Source organism: Micromonospora sp. U21 (assembly GCF_018070045.1).
Taxonomy (GTDB): Bacteria; Actinomycetota; Actinomycetes; order Mycobacteriales; family Micromonosporaceae; genus Micromonospora.
Map to the genome: position 1 here is coordinate 1 of NZ_JAGPYK010000044.1, position 14,376 is coordinate 14,376.

General features: G+C 72.9%; 16 protein-coding genes and 1 pseudogene. 7 read left to right on the forward strand and 10 right to left on the reverse strand.

What is annotated here, in order from left to right; translation table 11 throughout:
- Positions 1-307: 307 nt before the first annotated feature.
- Together KBX63_RS32060 and KBX63_RS32065 are read right to left on the reverse strand one after the other, a co-directional pair.
- Entirely contained in the window at positions 308-1,333 is a 1,026-nt protein-coding gene (locus tag KBX63_RS32060; RefSeq protein ID WP_210917812.1) for an adenosine deaminase, read from the reverse strand.
- A complete protein-coding gene (locus tag KBX63_RS32065; protein ID WP_210917814.1) occupies positions 1,330-2,124 on the reverse strand; it encodes a trans-aconitate 2-methyltransferase in 795 nt (264 codons plus the stop codon). The genes KBX63_RS32060 and KBX63_RS32065 overlap by 4 nt, the downstream gene beginning before the upstream one ends.
- 83 nt (positions 2,125-2,207) lie before the next feature.
- Here KBX63_RS32065 and KBX63_RS32070 point away from each other — a divergent pair, with 83 nt between their 5' ends.
- Together KBX63_RS32070 and KBX63_RS32075 are read left to right on the forward strand one after the other, a co-directional pair.
- Entirely contained in the window at positions 2,208-3,191 is a 984-nt protein-coding gene (locus KBX63_RS32070; protein ID WP_210917817.1) for an aldo/keto reductase, read from the forward strand.
- A 94-nt stretch (positions 3,192-3,285) separates the two neighbouring features.
- A complete protein-coding gene (locus tag KBX63_RS32075; RefSeq protein WP_210917819.1) occupies positions 3,286-3,480 on the forward strand; it encodes a hypothetical protein in 195 nt (64 codons plus the stop codon).
- Between the two features lie 150 nt (positions 3,481-3,630).
- On the opposite strand, the gene KBX63_RS32080 is transcribed toward KBX63_RS32075, so the two are convergent.
- The 7 genes and pseudogenes from KBX63_RS32080 to KBX63_RS32110 all read right to left on the reverse strand — a co-directional run bounded on the left by KBX63_RS32080 (position 3,631) and on the right by KBX63_RS32110 (position 8,146).
- Positions 3,631-3,834: a cold-shock protein gene (locus KBX63_RS32080; RefSeq protein ID WP_007075740.1), complete on the reverse strand. Its 204-nt coding sequence runs from the start codon at positions 3,832-3,834 to the stop codon at positions 3,631-3,633.
- A 285-nt stretch (positions 3,835-4,119) separates the two neighbouring features.
- Complete coding sequence (locus KBX63_RS32085) at positions 4,120-4,392, reverse strand: DUF4235 domain-containing protein (protein ID WP_210917821.1); 273 nt, start codon at positions 4,390-4,392, stop codon at positions 4,120-4,122.
- Between the two features lie 245 nt (positions 4,393-4,637).
- Positions 4,638-4,829, reverse strand: a pseudogene (locus tag KBX63_RS36940) (DUF3618 domain-containing protein); the annotation flags it as partial.
- Positions 4,826-5,260, reverse strand: coding sequence for a phage holin family protein (locus KBX63_RS32095; protein WP_210917826.1), 435 nt, complete (start codon positions 5,258-5,260; stop codon positions 4,826-4,828). The gene KBX63_RS32095 and the pseudogene KBX63_RS36940, both read right to left, overlap by 4 nt.
- 366 nt (positions 5,261-5,626) lie before the next feature.
- On the reverse strand, positions 5,627-6,823 hold the full coding sequence (locus KBX63_RS32100) for a mechanosensitive ion channel family protein (RefSeq protein ID WP_210917827.1): 1,197 nt from the start codon (positions 6,821-6,823) through the stop codon (positions 5,627-5,629).
- 82 nt (positions 6,824-6,905) lie between these two features.
- Positions 6,906-7,727: a DUF1206 domain-containing protein gene (locus KBX63_RS32105; RefSeq protein WP_210917828.1), complete on the reverse strand. Its 822-nt coding sequence runs from the start codon at positions 7,725-7,727 to the stop codon at positions 6,906-6,908.
- A gap of 59 nt (positions 7,728-7,786) precedes the next feature.
- The gene (locus KBX63_RS32110; RefSeq protein ID WP_210917829.1) at positions 7,787-8,146 is read right to left on the reverse strand and encodes a hypothetical protein; all 360 of its coding nucleotides are present in this window, start codon (positions 8,144-8,146) and stop codon (positions 7,787-7,789) included.
- Positions 8,147-8,253: 107 nt separating this feature from the next.
- On the opposite strand from KBX63_RS32110, the gene KBX63_RS32115 reads away from it, so the two are divergent.
- Together KBX63_RS32115 and KBX63_RS32120 are read left to right on the forward strand one after the other, a co-directional pair.
- Positions 8,254-9,480, forward strand: a complete 1,227-nt coding sequence (locus tag KBX63_RS32115) for a cysteine desulfurase-like protein (RefSeq protein WP_210917830.1) — start codon at positions 8,254-8,256, stop codon at positions 9,478-9,480.
- Positions 9,477-9,764, forward strand: coding sequence for a GNAT family N-acetyltransferase (locus KBX63_RS32120; RefSeq protein ID WP_210917832.1), 288 nt, complete (start codon positions 9,477-9,479; stop codon positions 9,762-9,764). Before KBX63_RS32115 ends, KBX63_RS32120 begins: the two co-directional genes overlap by 4 nt.
- Before the next feature lie 12 nt (positions 9,765-9,776).
- Here KBX63_RS32120 and KBX63_RS32125 read toward each other — a convergent pair whose 3' ends face one another.
- Entirely contained in the window at positions 9,777-11,267 is a 1,491-nt protein-coding gene (locus KBX63_RS32125; RefSeq protein WP_210917835.1) for a glycoside hydrolase family 3 protein, read from the reverse strand.
- A 217-nt stretch (positions 11,268-11,484) separates the two neighbouring features.
- On the opposite strand from KBX63_RS32125, the gene KBX63_RS36150 reads away from it, so the two are divergent.
- The 3 genes from KBX63_RS36150 to KBX63_RS32135 all read left to right on the forward strand — a co-directional run bounded on the left by KBX63_RS36150 (position 11,485) and on the right by KBX63_RS32135 (position 14,360).
- The gene (locus tag KBX63_RS36150; protein WP_255421242.1) at positions 11,485-11,610 is read left to right on the forward strand and encodes a hypothetical protein; all 126 of its coding nucleotides are present in this window, start codon (positions 11,485-11,487) and stop codon (positions 11,608-11,610) included.
- Between the two features lie 93 nt (positions 11,611-11,703).
- A complete protein-coding gene (locus KBX63_RS32130; protein ID WP_210917837.1) occupies positions 11,704-12,654 on the forward strand; it encodes a TIGR03557 family F420-dependent LLM class oxidoreductase in 951 nt (316 codons plus the stop codon).
- A 74-nt stretch (positions 12,655-12,728) separates the two neighbouring features.
- Positions 12,729-14,360: an ATP-dependent DNA helicase RecQ gene (locus tag KBX63_RS32135; protein ID WP_210917840.1), complete on the forward strand. Its 1,632-nt coding sequence runs from the start codon at positions 12,729-12,731 to the stop codon at positions 14,358-14,360.
- Positions 14,361-14,376: the final 16 nt, after the last annotated feature.

Genomic DNA, 14,376 nt, shown 5'->3' on the forward strand with positions numbered 1-14,376 from the left:
TCCGCGATGAAACGGAACGCCGCCCGCTTCCCCTCCGATGGATGCATCGCCATGGATCAGGCAAATCGTGCGAACAGTGCAGCAGACTAAACCGAAAAGTCGGGCACGACGTCATCGAATGCCCTCTTAGATCGCGGTTAACGACCGCGGCGAAGCGGCCACGGGCTGTCAGGATCAGGGCACGAACCCACCAGTTCCACCGGCCAGCGCACCACGCAGCCACGGCCGGTGGAGCCGCGCGCGCGGCGGGAGTCCAGGTCCCCCCACACCCACGCTCCCGCCGCGCGCCCTGCTCCACCGGAACGGCTCAGCCGGAGACGGTGGCGAGGTGGGCGTCGATCTCGGCGGTGATCCGCTGCTTGCCGGCCGTGTCGAGGAAGGACGCGGCCACCCCGTTGCGGGCCAGCCCGGCCAGCCCCTGCGGGCCCACCCCGAGCAGCCGGGCCGCCACCGCGTACTCGTCGTTGAGGGTGGTGCCGAACATCGGCGGGTCATCGGAGTTGATGGTGACCAGCAGCCCGGCCTCGACCAACCGGGGCAGCGGATGCTCGTCGAGGCTGGCCACCGCCCGGGTCCGCACGTTGGACGTCGGGCAGATCTCCATCCCGATCTGCCGCTCGGCCAGGTACGCGAGCAGCTCCGGGTCCTGTGCGGCGGAGATGCCGTGCCCGATCCGCTCGGCGCCCAGCTCGTTCAGCGCGTCCCAGATGGTCTGCGGGCCGGTGGTCTCCCCCGCGTGCGGCACCGACCGCAGCCCGGCCGCACGGGCCCGGTCGAAGTAGGGCCGGAACTGCGGCCGGGGTACGCCGATCTCCGGGCCGCCCAGGCCGAAGCTGATCAGCCCGTCCGGGCGTTCCTCCAGCGCGATGCGCAGCGTCTCCTCGGCCGCCGGCAGGCCCGCCTCGCCGGGGATGTCGAAGCACCAGCGCAGGTCGAGGCCGAAGTCGACCGAGGCGCGCTTGCGGGCGTCCTCGATCGCCTCGCAGAACGCCGGCGCGGGGATGCCCCGTCGCACGTGCGAGTACGGGGTGATGGTCAGCTCCGCGTACCGGACCTGCTGGCGGGCCAGCTCCCGGGCCACCTCGTGGGTGAGGATCCAGACGTCCTCGGGGTCGCGGATGAGGTCCACCACGCTCAGGTACACCTCGATGAAGTGCGCGAAGTCGCGGAACTCGAAGTAGTCGGCGAGCGCTTCCGGGTCGGCGGGCACCGGGGTGCGTCCCTCGTGCCGGGCGGCCAGCTCGGCGACGATGCGGGGCGAGGCGGAGCCGACGTGGTGCACGTGCAGCTCCACCTTGGGCAGTCCGGCGATGAAGGTGGGCAGGTCGGTCACAGGTTCTCCTCGGCACGGTCGCCGGTGCGGGCGACGACGAAGACGCGGCGGAACGGGAAGTACACCTGACCCTGCCGCACCGGGTACGCGGCGGCGAGTCGTACCCCCAGCTCGGCCCGGAAGGCGGACCAGCCGGCGGCGTCCAGGGCCGCCCGGACCGGGCGCAGCGCGGTGCCCTCCATCCAGGCCAGCACCGGGTGGTCGGCGGTGGGCCGGACCGGCAGCAGGTGCACGTAGGTAGTCTCCCAGGCGTCCACGGCGCAGCCCGCACCGGTCAGCAGCTCGGCGTAGTCGGCCGGGTCGGCGACCGGGTCGGCGCGCAGCAGCGGGACCAGCTCGGCATGCCAGGCGGGCCGGCCGGCGACCTCGCGCAGCGCCCGGTGTGAGGGGGCGGCGAAGTTGCCCGGGACCTGCATGGCGAGCCAGGCGCCGGTGGGCAGCTCGACGGCCCAGCGTCGCAGCAGCTCCTGGTGGCCCGGGACCCACTGGAGCGCGGCGTTGGTGATCACCACGTCCTCGTCGCCGGCCGGCCGCCAGTCACGCAGGTCGGCGACGGCGAAGTCGACCGGGGCGTCCAGCGCTGCGGCCCGGTCGATCATCTCCGGCGAGGAGTCGAGGCCGATCACCCGGCTCGCGGGCCAGCGCTCGGCGAGGGTGGCGGTGAGCTGGCCGGGGCCGCAGCCGAGGTCGACCACCGTGCGGGGCCGTTCGGCGGGGATCCGGGCGACCAGGTCGTGGAACGGCCGGGACCGCTCGTCGCCGTAGCGCAGGTACGTCGTCGGATCCCACATTGTCGCCTCCCAAACCGTACGTCCGTCTTGTTTACGGTACGGCTCGCGTGGCAGGCCGGCAACCCGATCACTAGGCTCGGGGCATGGAACAGCGCAGCTTCAACCGGCTCGGCCGGACCGTCGGAATGGTTGGCCTGGGCGCCTGGCAGCTCGGCGCGGACTGGGGCACCGTCAGCGAGGACGACGCGATGGCCGTGCTGGCCGCCGCCGTGGACGCCGGGGTCACCTTCCTGGACACCGCCGACGTGTACGGCGACGGCCGCAGCGAGCAGCTGATCGGCCGCTTCCTGCGCTCCCGGCCCGACGCCGGGCTGACCGTCGCCACCAAGATGGGTCGCCGGGTTGAGCAGCAGCCGGAGGCGTACACCCTGGCCAACTTCCGGCAGTGGACCGACCGGTCCCGGGCCAACCTGGGGATGGACACCCTGGACCTGGTCCAGCTGCACTGCCCGCCCACGGCCGTCTTCGCCGACGACGCGGTCTTCGACGCCCTGGACACCCTCGCCGCGGAGAAGGCCATCGCCGGGTACGGGGTCAGCGTGGAGACCTGCGACCAGGCGCTCACCACGATCGCCCGGCCCGGGGTGGCCAGCGTCCAGATCATCCTCAACGCGGTACGACACAAGCCGCTGGAGCAGGTGCTGCCCGCCGCGGCGGCGGCCGGGGTCGGCATCATCGCCCGGGTGCCGCTGGCCAGCGGTCTGCTCTCCGGCCGCTACGACGAGCACACCGAGTTCCCGGCCGACGACCACCGCAACTACAACCGGCACGGCGAGGCGTTCGACGTCGGCGAGACGTTCTCCGGCGTCGACTTCGAGCGGGGGTTGGCCGCCGTACGCCGGCTGGCGCCGCTGGTCGACGCGGACCGCACGATGGCGCAGTTCGCACTGCGGTGGGTGCTGGACCAGGCGGGCGTCACCGTCGTCATTCCCGGCGCCCGCGACGCCGATCAGGCCCGGCGCAACGCGGCCGCGGCCGACCTGCCGCCGCTTTCGCCCGGCCAGCTGGCCGGCGTGCGCGAGGTCTACGACGAGCTGATCCGCCCGCAGGTACACGACCGGTGGTGACCCGCGCGCCCTGGGTGCTCGCACCGCGTGCCCCGGCCGGCGATGCTGGGAGTGCGGGGCGGCGCGCCGCACGATCCGACGGAGAGGGGACGCGATGAGGGGTTGGCTTCCGCTCACCCTCGGCCTGCTGGCGGTCGTGATCGGTGCGGTGTGGACGGTGCAGGGCCTGGGCTACGTCAGCGGCAGTGTGATGACCGACCAACCGGTCTGGGCGGTGCTCGGCCCGGTCGTGGCCCTGGCCGGGCTGGTGCTGCTCTGGCTCGGCCTGCGCTCCCGCCGTCGACGCTGACCCGGAGGGTCGCCGGACTCCACAGTGGGGTCGGTGCGGACCGACCGCGCCCCGGGACGTGGAAAGCCCCGTATCCCGGACGGGATACGGGGCTGCACAACGACCCCTGGCCGGATCGTCCCACTGGCCGGCGGGGGCCGGCCGCATTACTCAGATGGGACGGACCTGCTCAGCCTGCGGGCCCTTCTGACCCTGAGCGATCTCGAACTCCACCCGCTGGTTCTCCTCCAGCGTGCGGTAGCCGCTGGTCTGGATGGCCGAGAAGTGGACGAACACGTCAGCACCCCCGCCGTCGACGGTGATGAAGCCGAAGCCCTTGTCAGCGTTGAACCACTTCACGGTTCCCTGCGCCATGTGTATCTCCTTCTAAAACTGGCGGCCGTGCACGCCGTGCGGCCGAATTGGCCGTTTTCGAGCAGCGGCGTTTGAGGCGGCCCCCACGAAGGAGACTTCTCTCAACCCACGCCATCTCGCAACAGCGGCAACAGCAAATCACGTACGCAAAAACTCCGCACGACCTCTCCGACGAATTTCTCCGACATGTGACCTGACGGATGCCCGAGATCGCTGGGCGGCGTGCGGTGCCATGCGAAAGGCCCCCCGCCCGTCGATGCGGGAAGGGGGCCGACGCTGCGCTGGTCAGTCCGGCCAGTGGCCGGTCATCCGGCGGACGCCGACCGCGCCGCCCCGGTCCACGGCGGCCCGGACCACCGCGAAGATGGCCCCCTGCAACGCCGCGGCGGCCAGGATCTCGCCCCAGCCGCGGTCCTCGTCGGTGGCGCTGGGCGCCTCGCCGTCGCCAGCGGTGACCTTCCAGACCTGCCGGAAGATCGCGCCAGCCACCGCACCGGCGGCGATACCCAGCAGCACGCCGGCCGGTCGGTACGCGGCCCTGCTGATGCCCTTGCTCACCTACGCCTCCCCCGCACGATCATCAGCACCACCACGGTGGCCACCGCACCGGCGGCGATGGCCGCCCATGGCACCGGGTTGCGCCGAACCAACTCGCCCTTGTCGTGGGCCTGCGTTCGCGCCACCTCGGCGCGGCGCACGGCCTGCCCGCGAACCCGGGCCACATTCTGCACGGTCTGCCCGCGAACGCGGGCCACATTCTGCACGGCCTGCCCGCGAACCCGGGCCACATTCTGCACGGCCTGCCCGCGAACCCGGGCCACCGTCTGCGCCGCCTGCTCGCGCACCCGCTCCCGCGCCTGCTCGGCGGACTCCTTCAGGCGCGCCTTGACGTCCGCCTTGGCGGCCAGCGCCTCCATCGTCTCGCCCAGCTCGACGCGGGTGCGACGGATCTCCTCGCGGAGCGCCTCCGTGTCGCCCGTCCCGTTTCCCGTCATGTCCGTCCCCTGTCCTTCACTGCGGCGGTGACGGTGTCCACGTCAGCGCGGAGGCTGCGGACCGCGGCCGCCGGAACGGGCGGGACCGCACGACTGACCTGCTTCTTGCCCACCAGGGCGAGGATGCCGGCCAGCAGGAAGAGGGCCACCGCCACGATCAACGCGGCGGCCCAGCCGGGCAGCACCAGGTCGAGCAGCAGGATCGCCGTGGCGACCAGGGCGCCCAGGCCGAAGAACGCGAGCGCGCCGCCGCCGCCGAACAAACCGATCCCGATGCCGGCGTGCTTGCCCTTCTGGGTCAACTCCGCCCGGGCCAGCGCCAGTTCGTCCCGCACCAAACGGGAGACCTGCTCGGTGGCCCGCTGCACCAACTCGGCGGTGGAGGGCTCGCTCCCGTTGTGGGATGTGCGGGCGTTCGCCACGTCAGCCATGCTGTCCTCCTTTCCTCATCACCGCGCTGTATGCCCGGAGTTGGCGCCGGTCAATCCTCAAGCGCGCCAACCCGGTCGCCGTTCCCCTCGTCCGGTTGCGCGCCTGCCGGCACGGCGTCCGGCCGCCCCGGTCACCGTAGAGACGTCCGGCAGCAGGTCCCCCGCCTAAGCCCGGTCAAACCTCCCGGAACGGACCGGACCTCACTCCCCCGCCCGACCAACGCCGCGCCCGCCCCCCTGGACACGCCCGGCCCCCCACCATCAACCCCGTTGATTATGAAGTTAGCGACGCGACACGCCGTCACGGGCGTCGCCAACTTCATGATCGACGGGGAAAGCGGCGGGCCCGGGGGGAGGGGAGGGGGGTCAGGGGCGGGGGGCTGGGGTTTCTTCGGGGCCGACGAAGGCTTCGCTGCGGGCGTCGCCGTCGTCGCTGCCGCCGAAGACGCGCGCGTCGTCGGGCACCTCGGTGTCGGTCAGCCGGCGCACCGGCCGCCGCGGCTGCACCCACTGCCAGGGCAGGTTGCTGCCGGCGTCGCCCAGCTCGGTGCGCAACCGGGGCATCGCGGTGGGGCGGTTGTCCCGGATCCAGGCCACCAGGTGCTCGCGAACCAGACAGCGCAGGTCCCACAGGCTGCCGGCGTCGGCGGCGCTGACCAGGGCGCGCACCCGGACCGTCCCGCCGGTCGCGTCGGTCACCTGCAGCACGCAGACCCGGCCGTCCCACAGCTCGGTGCCCTCCACCAGGCGGCGCAGCTCCTCCCGCATGGTCTGCACCGGCACCGCCCAGTCCACGTCGAACTCGGCCGTGCCGAGCACCGCCGCCTCGGTCCGCGTCCAGTTCTGGAACGGTTTGCTGGTGAAGTACGAGGTGGGCAGGATCAGTCGCCGGTCGTCCCAGATCTGCACCACCACGTAGCTGAGGGTCAACTCCTCGATCCGGCCCCACTCCCCCTCGACGACCACCACGTCGTCGAGCCGGACCGCATCGCTGAAGGCGAGCTGGAGGCCGGCGAACACGTTGCCAAGCAGGCTCTGCGCGGCCAGCGCGGCCACCACACCGACCACACCGGCGGAGGTCAGCACGCCGGCGCCGATGCCACGCACACTCGGGAACGTCATCAGCATCACGCCGACGGCCAGGATCACGATCACCGCGATGGTCAGCCGGCGCAGCATCACCACCTGGGTCCGTACCCGCCGGGCGTGCCGGTTGTCCGGCACGTCGACCCGGAACCGGGCCAGCGCGGTGTCCTCCACGACGACCAGCAGCGCCGCCACCAGCCAGGCCACGGTGGCGATGACGCCGAGGATGAGCAGGTGCAGCAGCATCCGGCGCCAGCCTTCGCCGACCGCGTACCCGGTGCTGAACCGGGCGGCGAACTGCACCGCGAGCACCGTCGCGGCGACCTGGAACGGGCGGTGGGCGTGGTCGGTCAGTTCGGTCATCAGCAGCGACCGGCGGCCGAAGCGCCGGGTGATCCGGTGGACGACCTGAACCAGGAACAGGGCGACCGCCGCGGCGGCGAGCGCGGCGACGGCCGTTTCGAGGTACCTCTGCACGTGCGTGGAACTCCCCTCCGGCCGGACGGCAGTGCTTCGGGCAAAAGCCCAACAATGCCCGACGTCTCCGGAATCGACCAGGTCAGACCTTGCGGTACCGGGACTGGAGGAAGCAGAAGAGGCCGAAGGCGGCGATGCCGAGGGCGACCAGGGTCAGCAGGAGCGTGCCGTACGACTGCTCGCGCAGCGTGTGCAGCGCGGCGTCCAACCCGCGGGCCTTCTCCGGGTCGTAGTTCACCGCCGCCACAATGATCAGCAGGCCGGCGATGCCGTACGCGACGCCCTTGGCGACGTACCCTGCGATGCCCAGCCGGCGGGCCAGCTTGCGGGTCCGGGGGCTCATCTCGCCGGTCTTCAGGTGCTTCTCGAACCGCTTGACCAAGCCGTAGATCACCAGGCCCACACCGATCGCGGCGAGCACCAGCCCGGCCAGGCCGACCAGCCAGCGACCACCGCTGGAGGTCATCAGCTTGCCGGTCAACGCCTCCTGCTGGTCGGCGCTGTTCGACGCGGCGTCCCTGAAGACCTTGAACGCGGTCCAGGCGAAGTAGAGGTAGACGATGGTCCGGCCGGCCGAGGCGAGCCGCTCCACGACCCGCTCCCTGCCCCGCTCGGAGCGGTGCCCCACCGCCGCCTCCAGCGCCTGCCAGATCGCCATGGCGAGCAGGCCCACCGCGGTGGCGATGACCAGGAACTTGCCCAGCGGCTGGGCGGCGAGGGTCCGCAGGGCGCCGGACTGGTCGCCGTCGTCGGACGACGTCCCGAACGCGATCTGCAACGCCAACCAGGCGAAGAGCAGGTGCACGATGCCGTAGCCGATGAAACCGGCCCGGGCGAGGAGTTCCAGCCACCGGCTGTCCGCCGTACGGGAGGCGGTGGCTTCGGCGCTACGGGTGAGTGACATGGCGCCACAATCTCCGATTCCGGAGATCCCCAAACGTCGGCCACCGCCGCCCGCCCAGGTCAGTTGCCCGGGTTGCGCGAAACGCGGATCTTGACCTGCTGGTCGGTGACGCTGTCCAGGGTGACCGCGAAGCCACCGGCCTCGGTGGCCTGCTGCCCGGTGGTGAGGGTGAGCTGCTCCCCAGCGACCTCGACGGTCACCTGGTCGCCCTCGGCGCCGACCAGCTTGGCCTCGACGCCCAGGATGCTGGCGCTGGCGTCGACACCCCGCTCGAAGGTGACCGTGCAGGCGTCCAGCCCACAGTCGGTGGAGGCGCCCTGCGAACTGCAACCGGCAAGTACGGCGAGGCCAAGCGCCAGACCGGCGAACAGGCCGGCGGCGCGGCGGACGGTGGGAATGGTGGCGGGTCGTTTCGTCACCTCGCCAAGAGTACGAGACGACCGCGAGAACGCCGCCGGCCGGTGACCATCGGCACGGGCCGCCCGGGCGCGCCGGCCCGGCACGGGCACCGGCTAGGGTCCGGGACATGCCCTTCGACATCGCCCGCACCCGGGCCGCCTACCCCGCCCTGACCGAGGGATTCGTCCACTTCGACGGGGCCGGCGGCACCCAGACCGCGGGCGGTGTTATCGACGCGGTCGCCGACGCCATGCGCAGCGCGGTCGGCAACCGCAGCGCCGCCTTCGTACCGGGTCGCCGGTCGTTGGAGCTGGTGGCCGCGGCCCGCTCGGCGGTGGCCGACCTGCTCGACGCCGACCCGGCCGGGGTGGTGCTGGGCCCGAGCGCCACCGCGCTGACGTACACCCTGGCCCGCACGCTCGGCGCGACCTGGCGTCCCGGCGACGAGGTGGTGGTGTCCCGGCTCGACCACGACGCCAACGTGCGGCCGTGGGTGCAGGCGGCCGAGGCGGCCGGCGCGACGGTGCGCTGGGCCGAGGTCGACCCGCAGACCGGCGAGCTGCCCGCCGGCCAGTACGCCGAACTGGTCGGCGAGCGCACCCGGATGGTCGCGGTGACCGCCGGCAGCAACGCCATCGGCACCGTGCCGGACGTGCCGGCGATCGCGAAGACCGCGCACGCCGTCGGCGCGCTGGTCTGCGTCGACGGGGTGCACTCGGTGCCGCACGGGCCGACCGACCTGGCCTCGCTCGGCGCCGACGTGCTGGTCACCAGCGCCTACAAGTGGTCCGGACCGCACCTGGCGGCGATGGTCGCCGACCCGTCCCGGTGGGCGGCGCTGCGCCCGGCGAAGCTGGTGCCCTCCTCCGACGCGGTGCCGGACCGGTTCGAGTACGGCACTCCCAGCTTCCCGCTGCTGGCCGGCGTTGCCGCCGCGGTGGACCACCTGGCCGGGCTGGACCCGGAGGCCGTGGGCGACCGGCGGGCGCGGCTGCGGGCCGGGCTGGCCGCCGCCCAGGCGCACGAGGAGGCACTGCTGGACCGGCTGCTCGCCGGGCTGGCCGAGCGGCCCGCGGTCACCGTCTACGGCTCCCCGGCCCGGCGCTGCCCGACGGTCTCCTTCCGGGTCGCCGGGATGTCGCCGACGGCCACCCAGGAGGCGCTGGGCGCTGCGGGATGCTGCCTCTCCGCCGGCGACTACTACGCCTACGAGTACTTCCAGATGATGGGCCTGCGGGACAGCGGCGGCGCGGTCCGGGCCAGCATCTACCACTACAACACGGCGGACGAGGTGGACCGGTTGCTCGCCGAACTGGATGTGCTGGTCGACGGCGCGGGGAGAATGGACCGGTGAGCAACCTGGTCGAGGACAACCCTGCCAAGCACCGTTTCGAGATCCTGGTCGACGACGCGCTGGCCGGCTTCACCGCGTACCTGCTCCGTGGCGACGTGCTGGTCTTCACCCACACCGAGGTGGACGCTCGCTTCCAGAACATGGGCGTGGGCGGGGCGCTGATCCGCGGCACCCTGGACCAGGTGCGGGCCCGTGGCGGCAGGGTGGTGCCGCAGTGCCCGTTCATGGCGGCCTACATCGACAAGCACCCCGAGTACGCCGACCTGGTCGCCGTGTACCCGTAACGCCCCGTCGGGTCAGCGGGCGCCGGTCAGCACCTCGGCGGCGGCCCGTCCGCTGGCCCGGGTGGCGCCGTGGGTGGCCAGGTGCACCTCGCCGGTGACCAGCTCGGGCACACCCAGCTCGACCACGACCGCGTCCGGCCGGGCGGCCAGCGCCCGCTGCACCGCGGCGCGCATCCAGTCGTGCCGGTGCAGGTCGCGGACCACCAGCACCAGGGGGCGGCCCTCTGCTCCGGCGCCCGGATCAGCCGGCACGTCGGGCTCGGCGTAGCGGACCGTGCTCGTGCCGGGCAGCAGCTCGCCCAGCGGCGCCCCGATCCCCCACGGCGTCTCCGCGCCGATGGCGATGTTGCGCGGCGGGTCGAACTCGACCACGTGCGCCGCGCGGGTCAGCGGCAGCGCGGTCCTGCCGGCATCCGCGGCGGTGACCCGGATGGCGCGGCGGGCGGCGACCAGCCCGACATCGGCGGCGTCGCGCGCCGCGGCCGAGCGGGCGGTGCGGGCGGCCACGGTCCAGGCGGCGAGCTGACCGACCCGCTTGGCCGCCTCGGCGAGGCGTTCCTCGGGCAGCTCACCGGAGACGACCGCGGCCACGATGGCGTCGCGCAGCTCCCGGGCCGCCTGCTCGTCGGCCCGTTCGCCGCCGATGCAGATCGCGTCGGCCCCGGCGGCGAGCGCGCGGACCGTCGCACCGGCGAAGCCGTACCGGTCGGCGACCGCGCGCATCTCCACCGCGTCGGTCACCACCACGCCGGAGAAGCCCAGCTCGTCGCGGAGCAGGCCGCCCAGGATGCGCGGGCTCAGCGTGGCCGGCAGCTGCGGGTCCAGGGCGGGCACCAGCAGGTGGCCGGTCATCACGGCCTGCACCCCGGCCGCCACGGCGGCCCGGAACGGGGCCAGCTCGCAGGCGTCCAGCCGGTCCCGGTCGGCGGTGATCCGCGGCAGGTCGTGGTGTGAGTCGATCCGGGTGTCGCCGTGCCCGGGGAAGTGCTTGGCGCAGGCGGCGACACCGCCGGCCTGGAGCCCGCGTACCCAGGCGGCGGTGTGCCGCGCGACCAGAGCCGGGTCGGCCCCGAACGAGCGGACTCCGATCACCGGGTTGGCCGGGTTGGAGTTGACGTCGGCGTCCGGTGCGTAGTCGAGGGTGATCCCGGCGGCCGCCAGCTCGACGCCGAGGTCCCGGGCGACCGCCTCGGTGAGCTCCGGATCGTCGACCGCGCCGAGGGCGTAGTTGCCGGGCCGGGAGCTGCCGTGGACCGACTCGATCCGGGTGACGTCGCCGGCCTCCTCGTCGATCGCCACGATGACGTCGGCCCGTTCGGCGCGCAGGGTCGCGGTGAGCGCCGCCACCTGGTCGGGGTCGACGACGTTGCGGGCGAAGAGCACCACCGAGCCGAGGCCCTCGCCGAGCCAGCGGCACACCCACGGTGGCGGGGTGGTGCCGACGAAGCCCGGTTGCAGGACGGCGGCGGCCAGCGCCGGGAGGTGCCCGGTGGGCGCGGTCACGCCGCCCCCTCGTGGCGGTCGGCGTCGGTCCCCGGTGCCGGCGCGCCCACGCCGACCCGCTGGTTGCGCTCGCTCATGCGGTCCCCGTACCCCATCTCTCGCGCGCCCTCGGCGCACCGCCACCGGCAGGCGGTGCTGCCATGGTCACACTGGGCGATTCAATAGTCAATAAACCTTACAGTTGCCGGACGGCACGGTCCCCGGGGAGAGTGCGGGGATGGACCCCGCCCTGCTGGCCGACGCGACGAGCCCGGCCGACATCCCCGGCGTACGCCTGCTCGGCCTGGTGGTCGGCGCCCTGCTGCTGCTCGCCGCGATCCGGGCGATGTTCGGCCGGCGCTGAGCGACCGCCCGGTCGAGCACCCGGCCCGGGTGTGGCCGGCCGTCACCGGGGTACGGCTTCCCCATCAGCGGGCACGCGCGCCGAGGGGGCACGATGAGGATCGGTTACTTTCTGTCCAGTGAGGAATTCACGCCGGCTGAGCTCCTGGAACAGGCGCGCGGTGCCGAGCGGGCCGGCTTCGAGGCGCTGTGGATCTCCGACCACTACCACCCGTGGACGGACGCGCAGGGGCAGAGCCCGTTCGTCTGGTCCATGATCGGCGCGCTCAGTCAGGTCTGTTCGCTGCCGGTGACCACCGCGGTGACCTGCCCAACCGTGCGGATCCACCCGGCCGTGATCGCCCAGGCGGCGGCGACCAGCGCGGTGCTGCACGGCGGCCGGTTCGTGCTCGGCGTCGGCAGCGGCGAGGCCCTCAACGAGCACATCTTCGGCGACGCCTGGCCGCAGACCGACGTCCGGCTGGAGATGCTGGAAGAGGCCGTCGAGGTGCTGCGGAAACTGTGGACGGGCGACTTCGTCAACCATCACGGGAAGCACTACACCGTCGAGCACGCCCGGATCTACACGCTGCCCGACACTCCCCCGCCGATCTACGTCTCCGGCTTCGGCCCGAAGTCCATCGACCTGGCCGCCCGGATCGGCGACGGCTACGTGAATACCAGTCCCGACGCCGAGGTGGTCCGGCGCTTCCGGGAGAACGGCGGCGGCGACAAGCCGTGCCAGGCCGGCTTCAAGGCGGCGTACGCGGCCAGCGAGGACGAGGGCATGCGGATCGCGTACGAGCGCTGGCCCAACGCCGGGGTGCCGGGTGAGCTGTCCCAGGTGCTTCCGTCGCCGCGTCACTTCGAGCAGGCCGCCGAGCTGGTCAAGCCGGAGATGATGAAGGAGGCGTTCGTCTGCGGCAACAGTGCCGGCGCGCACCTGGAGATGATCGACAAGTACGCCAAGGCCGGCTTCGACGAGCTGTACGTGGCGAACGTCGGCCCGCATCACCAGGGTCTGTTCGACCTCTACCAGCGCGAGGTCCTGCCCCGCCTGCGCTGAGCGGGCGGCGGTTGACGACCGCCACGGCCAGGGACGGTTTCGGCGGTGATCGGCTCGGGTACCTCCGGCCCTCGATGAAACTGTCCACGCACTCGATGACGTTGCGCCGCGCGGCGCGGAGCCTCTTCGGCTGGAGCGCGCTGCGGCCCAACCAGCTGGCCGCCATGCGCGCGGTGATGAAGCGACGGGACGCCCTGGTGGTGCTGCCCACCGGCGCCGGCAAGTCGGCCATCTACCAGATCCCGGCCAGCCTGATCCCCGGCCCGACCGTGGTGATCTCGCCGCTGCTGGCCCTCCAGCAGGACCAGATCGCGGCCCTCAACGAACGCCAACGCCCGGAGCTGCGGGCGGTGCGGATCAGCTCGAACGAGACGCCAACCCAGCAGGCCGAGGCGATCACCGAGATTCGCGAGGGTCGGGCGGAGTTCCTGTTCATCACGCCGGAGCAGCTGAGCAACCCCGACCGCATGGCCGAGGTCGCCTCGCTCAGGCCGGCGCTGGTGGCGATCGACGAGGCGCACTGCATCTCGGCCTGGGGGCACGACTTCCGTCCCGACTACCTGGCGCTCGGCCACCTGATCGAGGGCATCGGCCGGCCGCCGGTGGTCGCGCTGACCGCCACCGCGTCCCCGCCGGTACGCGACGACATCATCTCCCGGCTGCGGCTGCGCAAGCCGGAGGTGGTGGTCTCCGGGCTGGACCGGCCCAACCTGTTCCTGGAGGTGGCGCACTGCCCCACCGAGGACTACCGGTGGCGGCGCCTCGTCGCGCTGCTGCGCGACGACGAGCGGCCGGGAATCATCTACGTGCCGACCCGCCGCTCCGCCGAGGAGCTGTCCACCCGGTTGACCGACGCCGGTTTCCCGGCGCAGTGCTACCACGGCGGGATGTCGGCCGGTGCGCGTGCCGAGCTGCACGAGGCTTTCCTCGCCGACCAGGTGCCGATCATGGTGGCCACCTCGGCGTTCGGGATGGGCATCGACAAGCCGGACATCGCCTGGGTGGTGCACATGGCGCTGCCCGACTCGCCGGACAGCTACTTCCAGGAGATCGGTAGGGCCGGCCGCGACGGGCAACCGGCCCGGGTCCTGCTGCTCTGGCAGGCCGAGGATGTGGGCCTGCAACGGTTCTTCAGCGGTGGCCTGCCGGACGAGACCGAGCTGCGCGACCTGGCGGCGCTGCTGCGCCGCAGGCCGGCCACCAAGACCGAGCTGCGCGAGGCCACCGGCCTCGGGCCACGCAAGCTCGGCCAGTACCTCTCCCTGCTGGAGCAGGTCGGTGCCGCCGCGCCGCGCGCCCGGCAGCGCATCGGCGCTTCCCGCTACGCCCCGACGCCGGTGGACGCCGCCGCGGCGGCGCTGGCCGAGGCGGGACGCCAGCAGACCGTGACCCGGTCGCGGACCGACATGATGCGGGCCTTCGCCGAGACCACCGCCTGCCGTGGGCAGACCCTGCTGGCCTACTTCGGCGAGCAGATGACCGAGGTCTGCGGGCACTGCGACAACTGCCATTCCGGCACCAGCGTCGCCGACGACGGCGCGGTCGGGCCGTTCGCGGTGCACAGCCAGGTGCGCCATCCGGAGTGGGGGCACGGCCTGGTGCTCGGGTACGAGGAGGACAAGATGACGGTTCTGTTCGACGAGGTGGGGTACAAGACGCTGTCCGTGCGCGTGGTGTCCGAACAGGGCCTGCTGACGCTGGACTAGCCTGAGCCGGGCACCG

Excerpts from the sequence above, each read along its gene's own strand:
- KBX63_RS32065 (WP_210917814.1), bottom strand. The coding sequence starts at position 2,124 with ATGTGGGATCCGACGACGTACCTGCGCTACGGCGACGAGCGGTCCCGG.
- KBX63_RS32070 (WP_210917817.1), top strand. The coding sequence starts at position 2,208 with ATGGAACAGCGCAGCTTCAACCGGCTCGGCCGGACCGTCGGAATGGTT.
- KBX63_RS32075 (WP_210917819.1), top strand. The coding sequence starts at position 3,286 with ATGAGGGGTTGGCTTCCGCTCACCCTCGGCCTGCTGGCGGTCGTGATC.
- KBX63_RS32080 (WP_007075740.1), bottom strand. The coding sequence starts at position 3,834 with ATGGCGCAGGGAACCGTGAAGTGGTTCAACGCTGACAAGGGCTTCGGC.
- KBX63_RS32095 (WP_210917826.1), bottom strand. The coding sequence starts at position 5,260 with ATGGCTGACGTGGCGAACGCCCGCACATCCCACAACGGGAGCGAGCCC.
- KBX63_RS32105 (WP_210917828.1), bottom strand. The coding sequence starts at position 7,727 with ATGTCACTCACCCGTAGCGCCGAAGCCACCGCCTCCCGTACGGCGGAC.
- KBX63_RS32115 (WP_210917830.1), top strand. The coding sequence starts at position 8,254 with ATGCCCTTCGACATCGCCCGCACCCGGGCCGCCTACCCCGCCCTGACC.
- KBX63_RS36150 (WP_255421242.1), top strand. The coding sequence starts at position 11,485 with ATGGACCCCGCCCTGCTGGCCGACGCGACGAGCCCGGCCGACATCCCC.
- KBX63_RS32130 (WP_210917837.1), top strand. The coding sequence starts at position 11,704 with ATGAGGATCGGTTACTTTCTGTCCAGTGAGGAATTCACGCCGGCTGAG.
- KBX63_RS32135 (WP_210917840.1), top strand. The coding sequence starts at position 12,729 with ATGAAACTGTCCACGCACTCGATGACGTTGCGCCGCGCGGCGCGGAGC.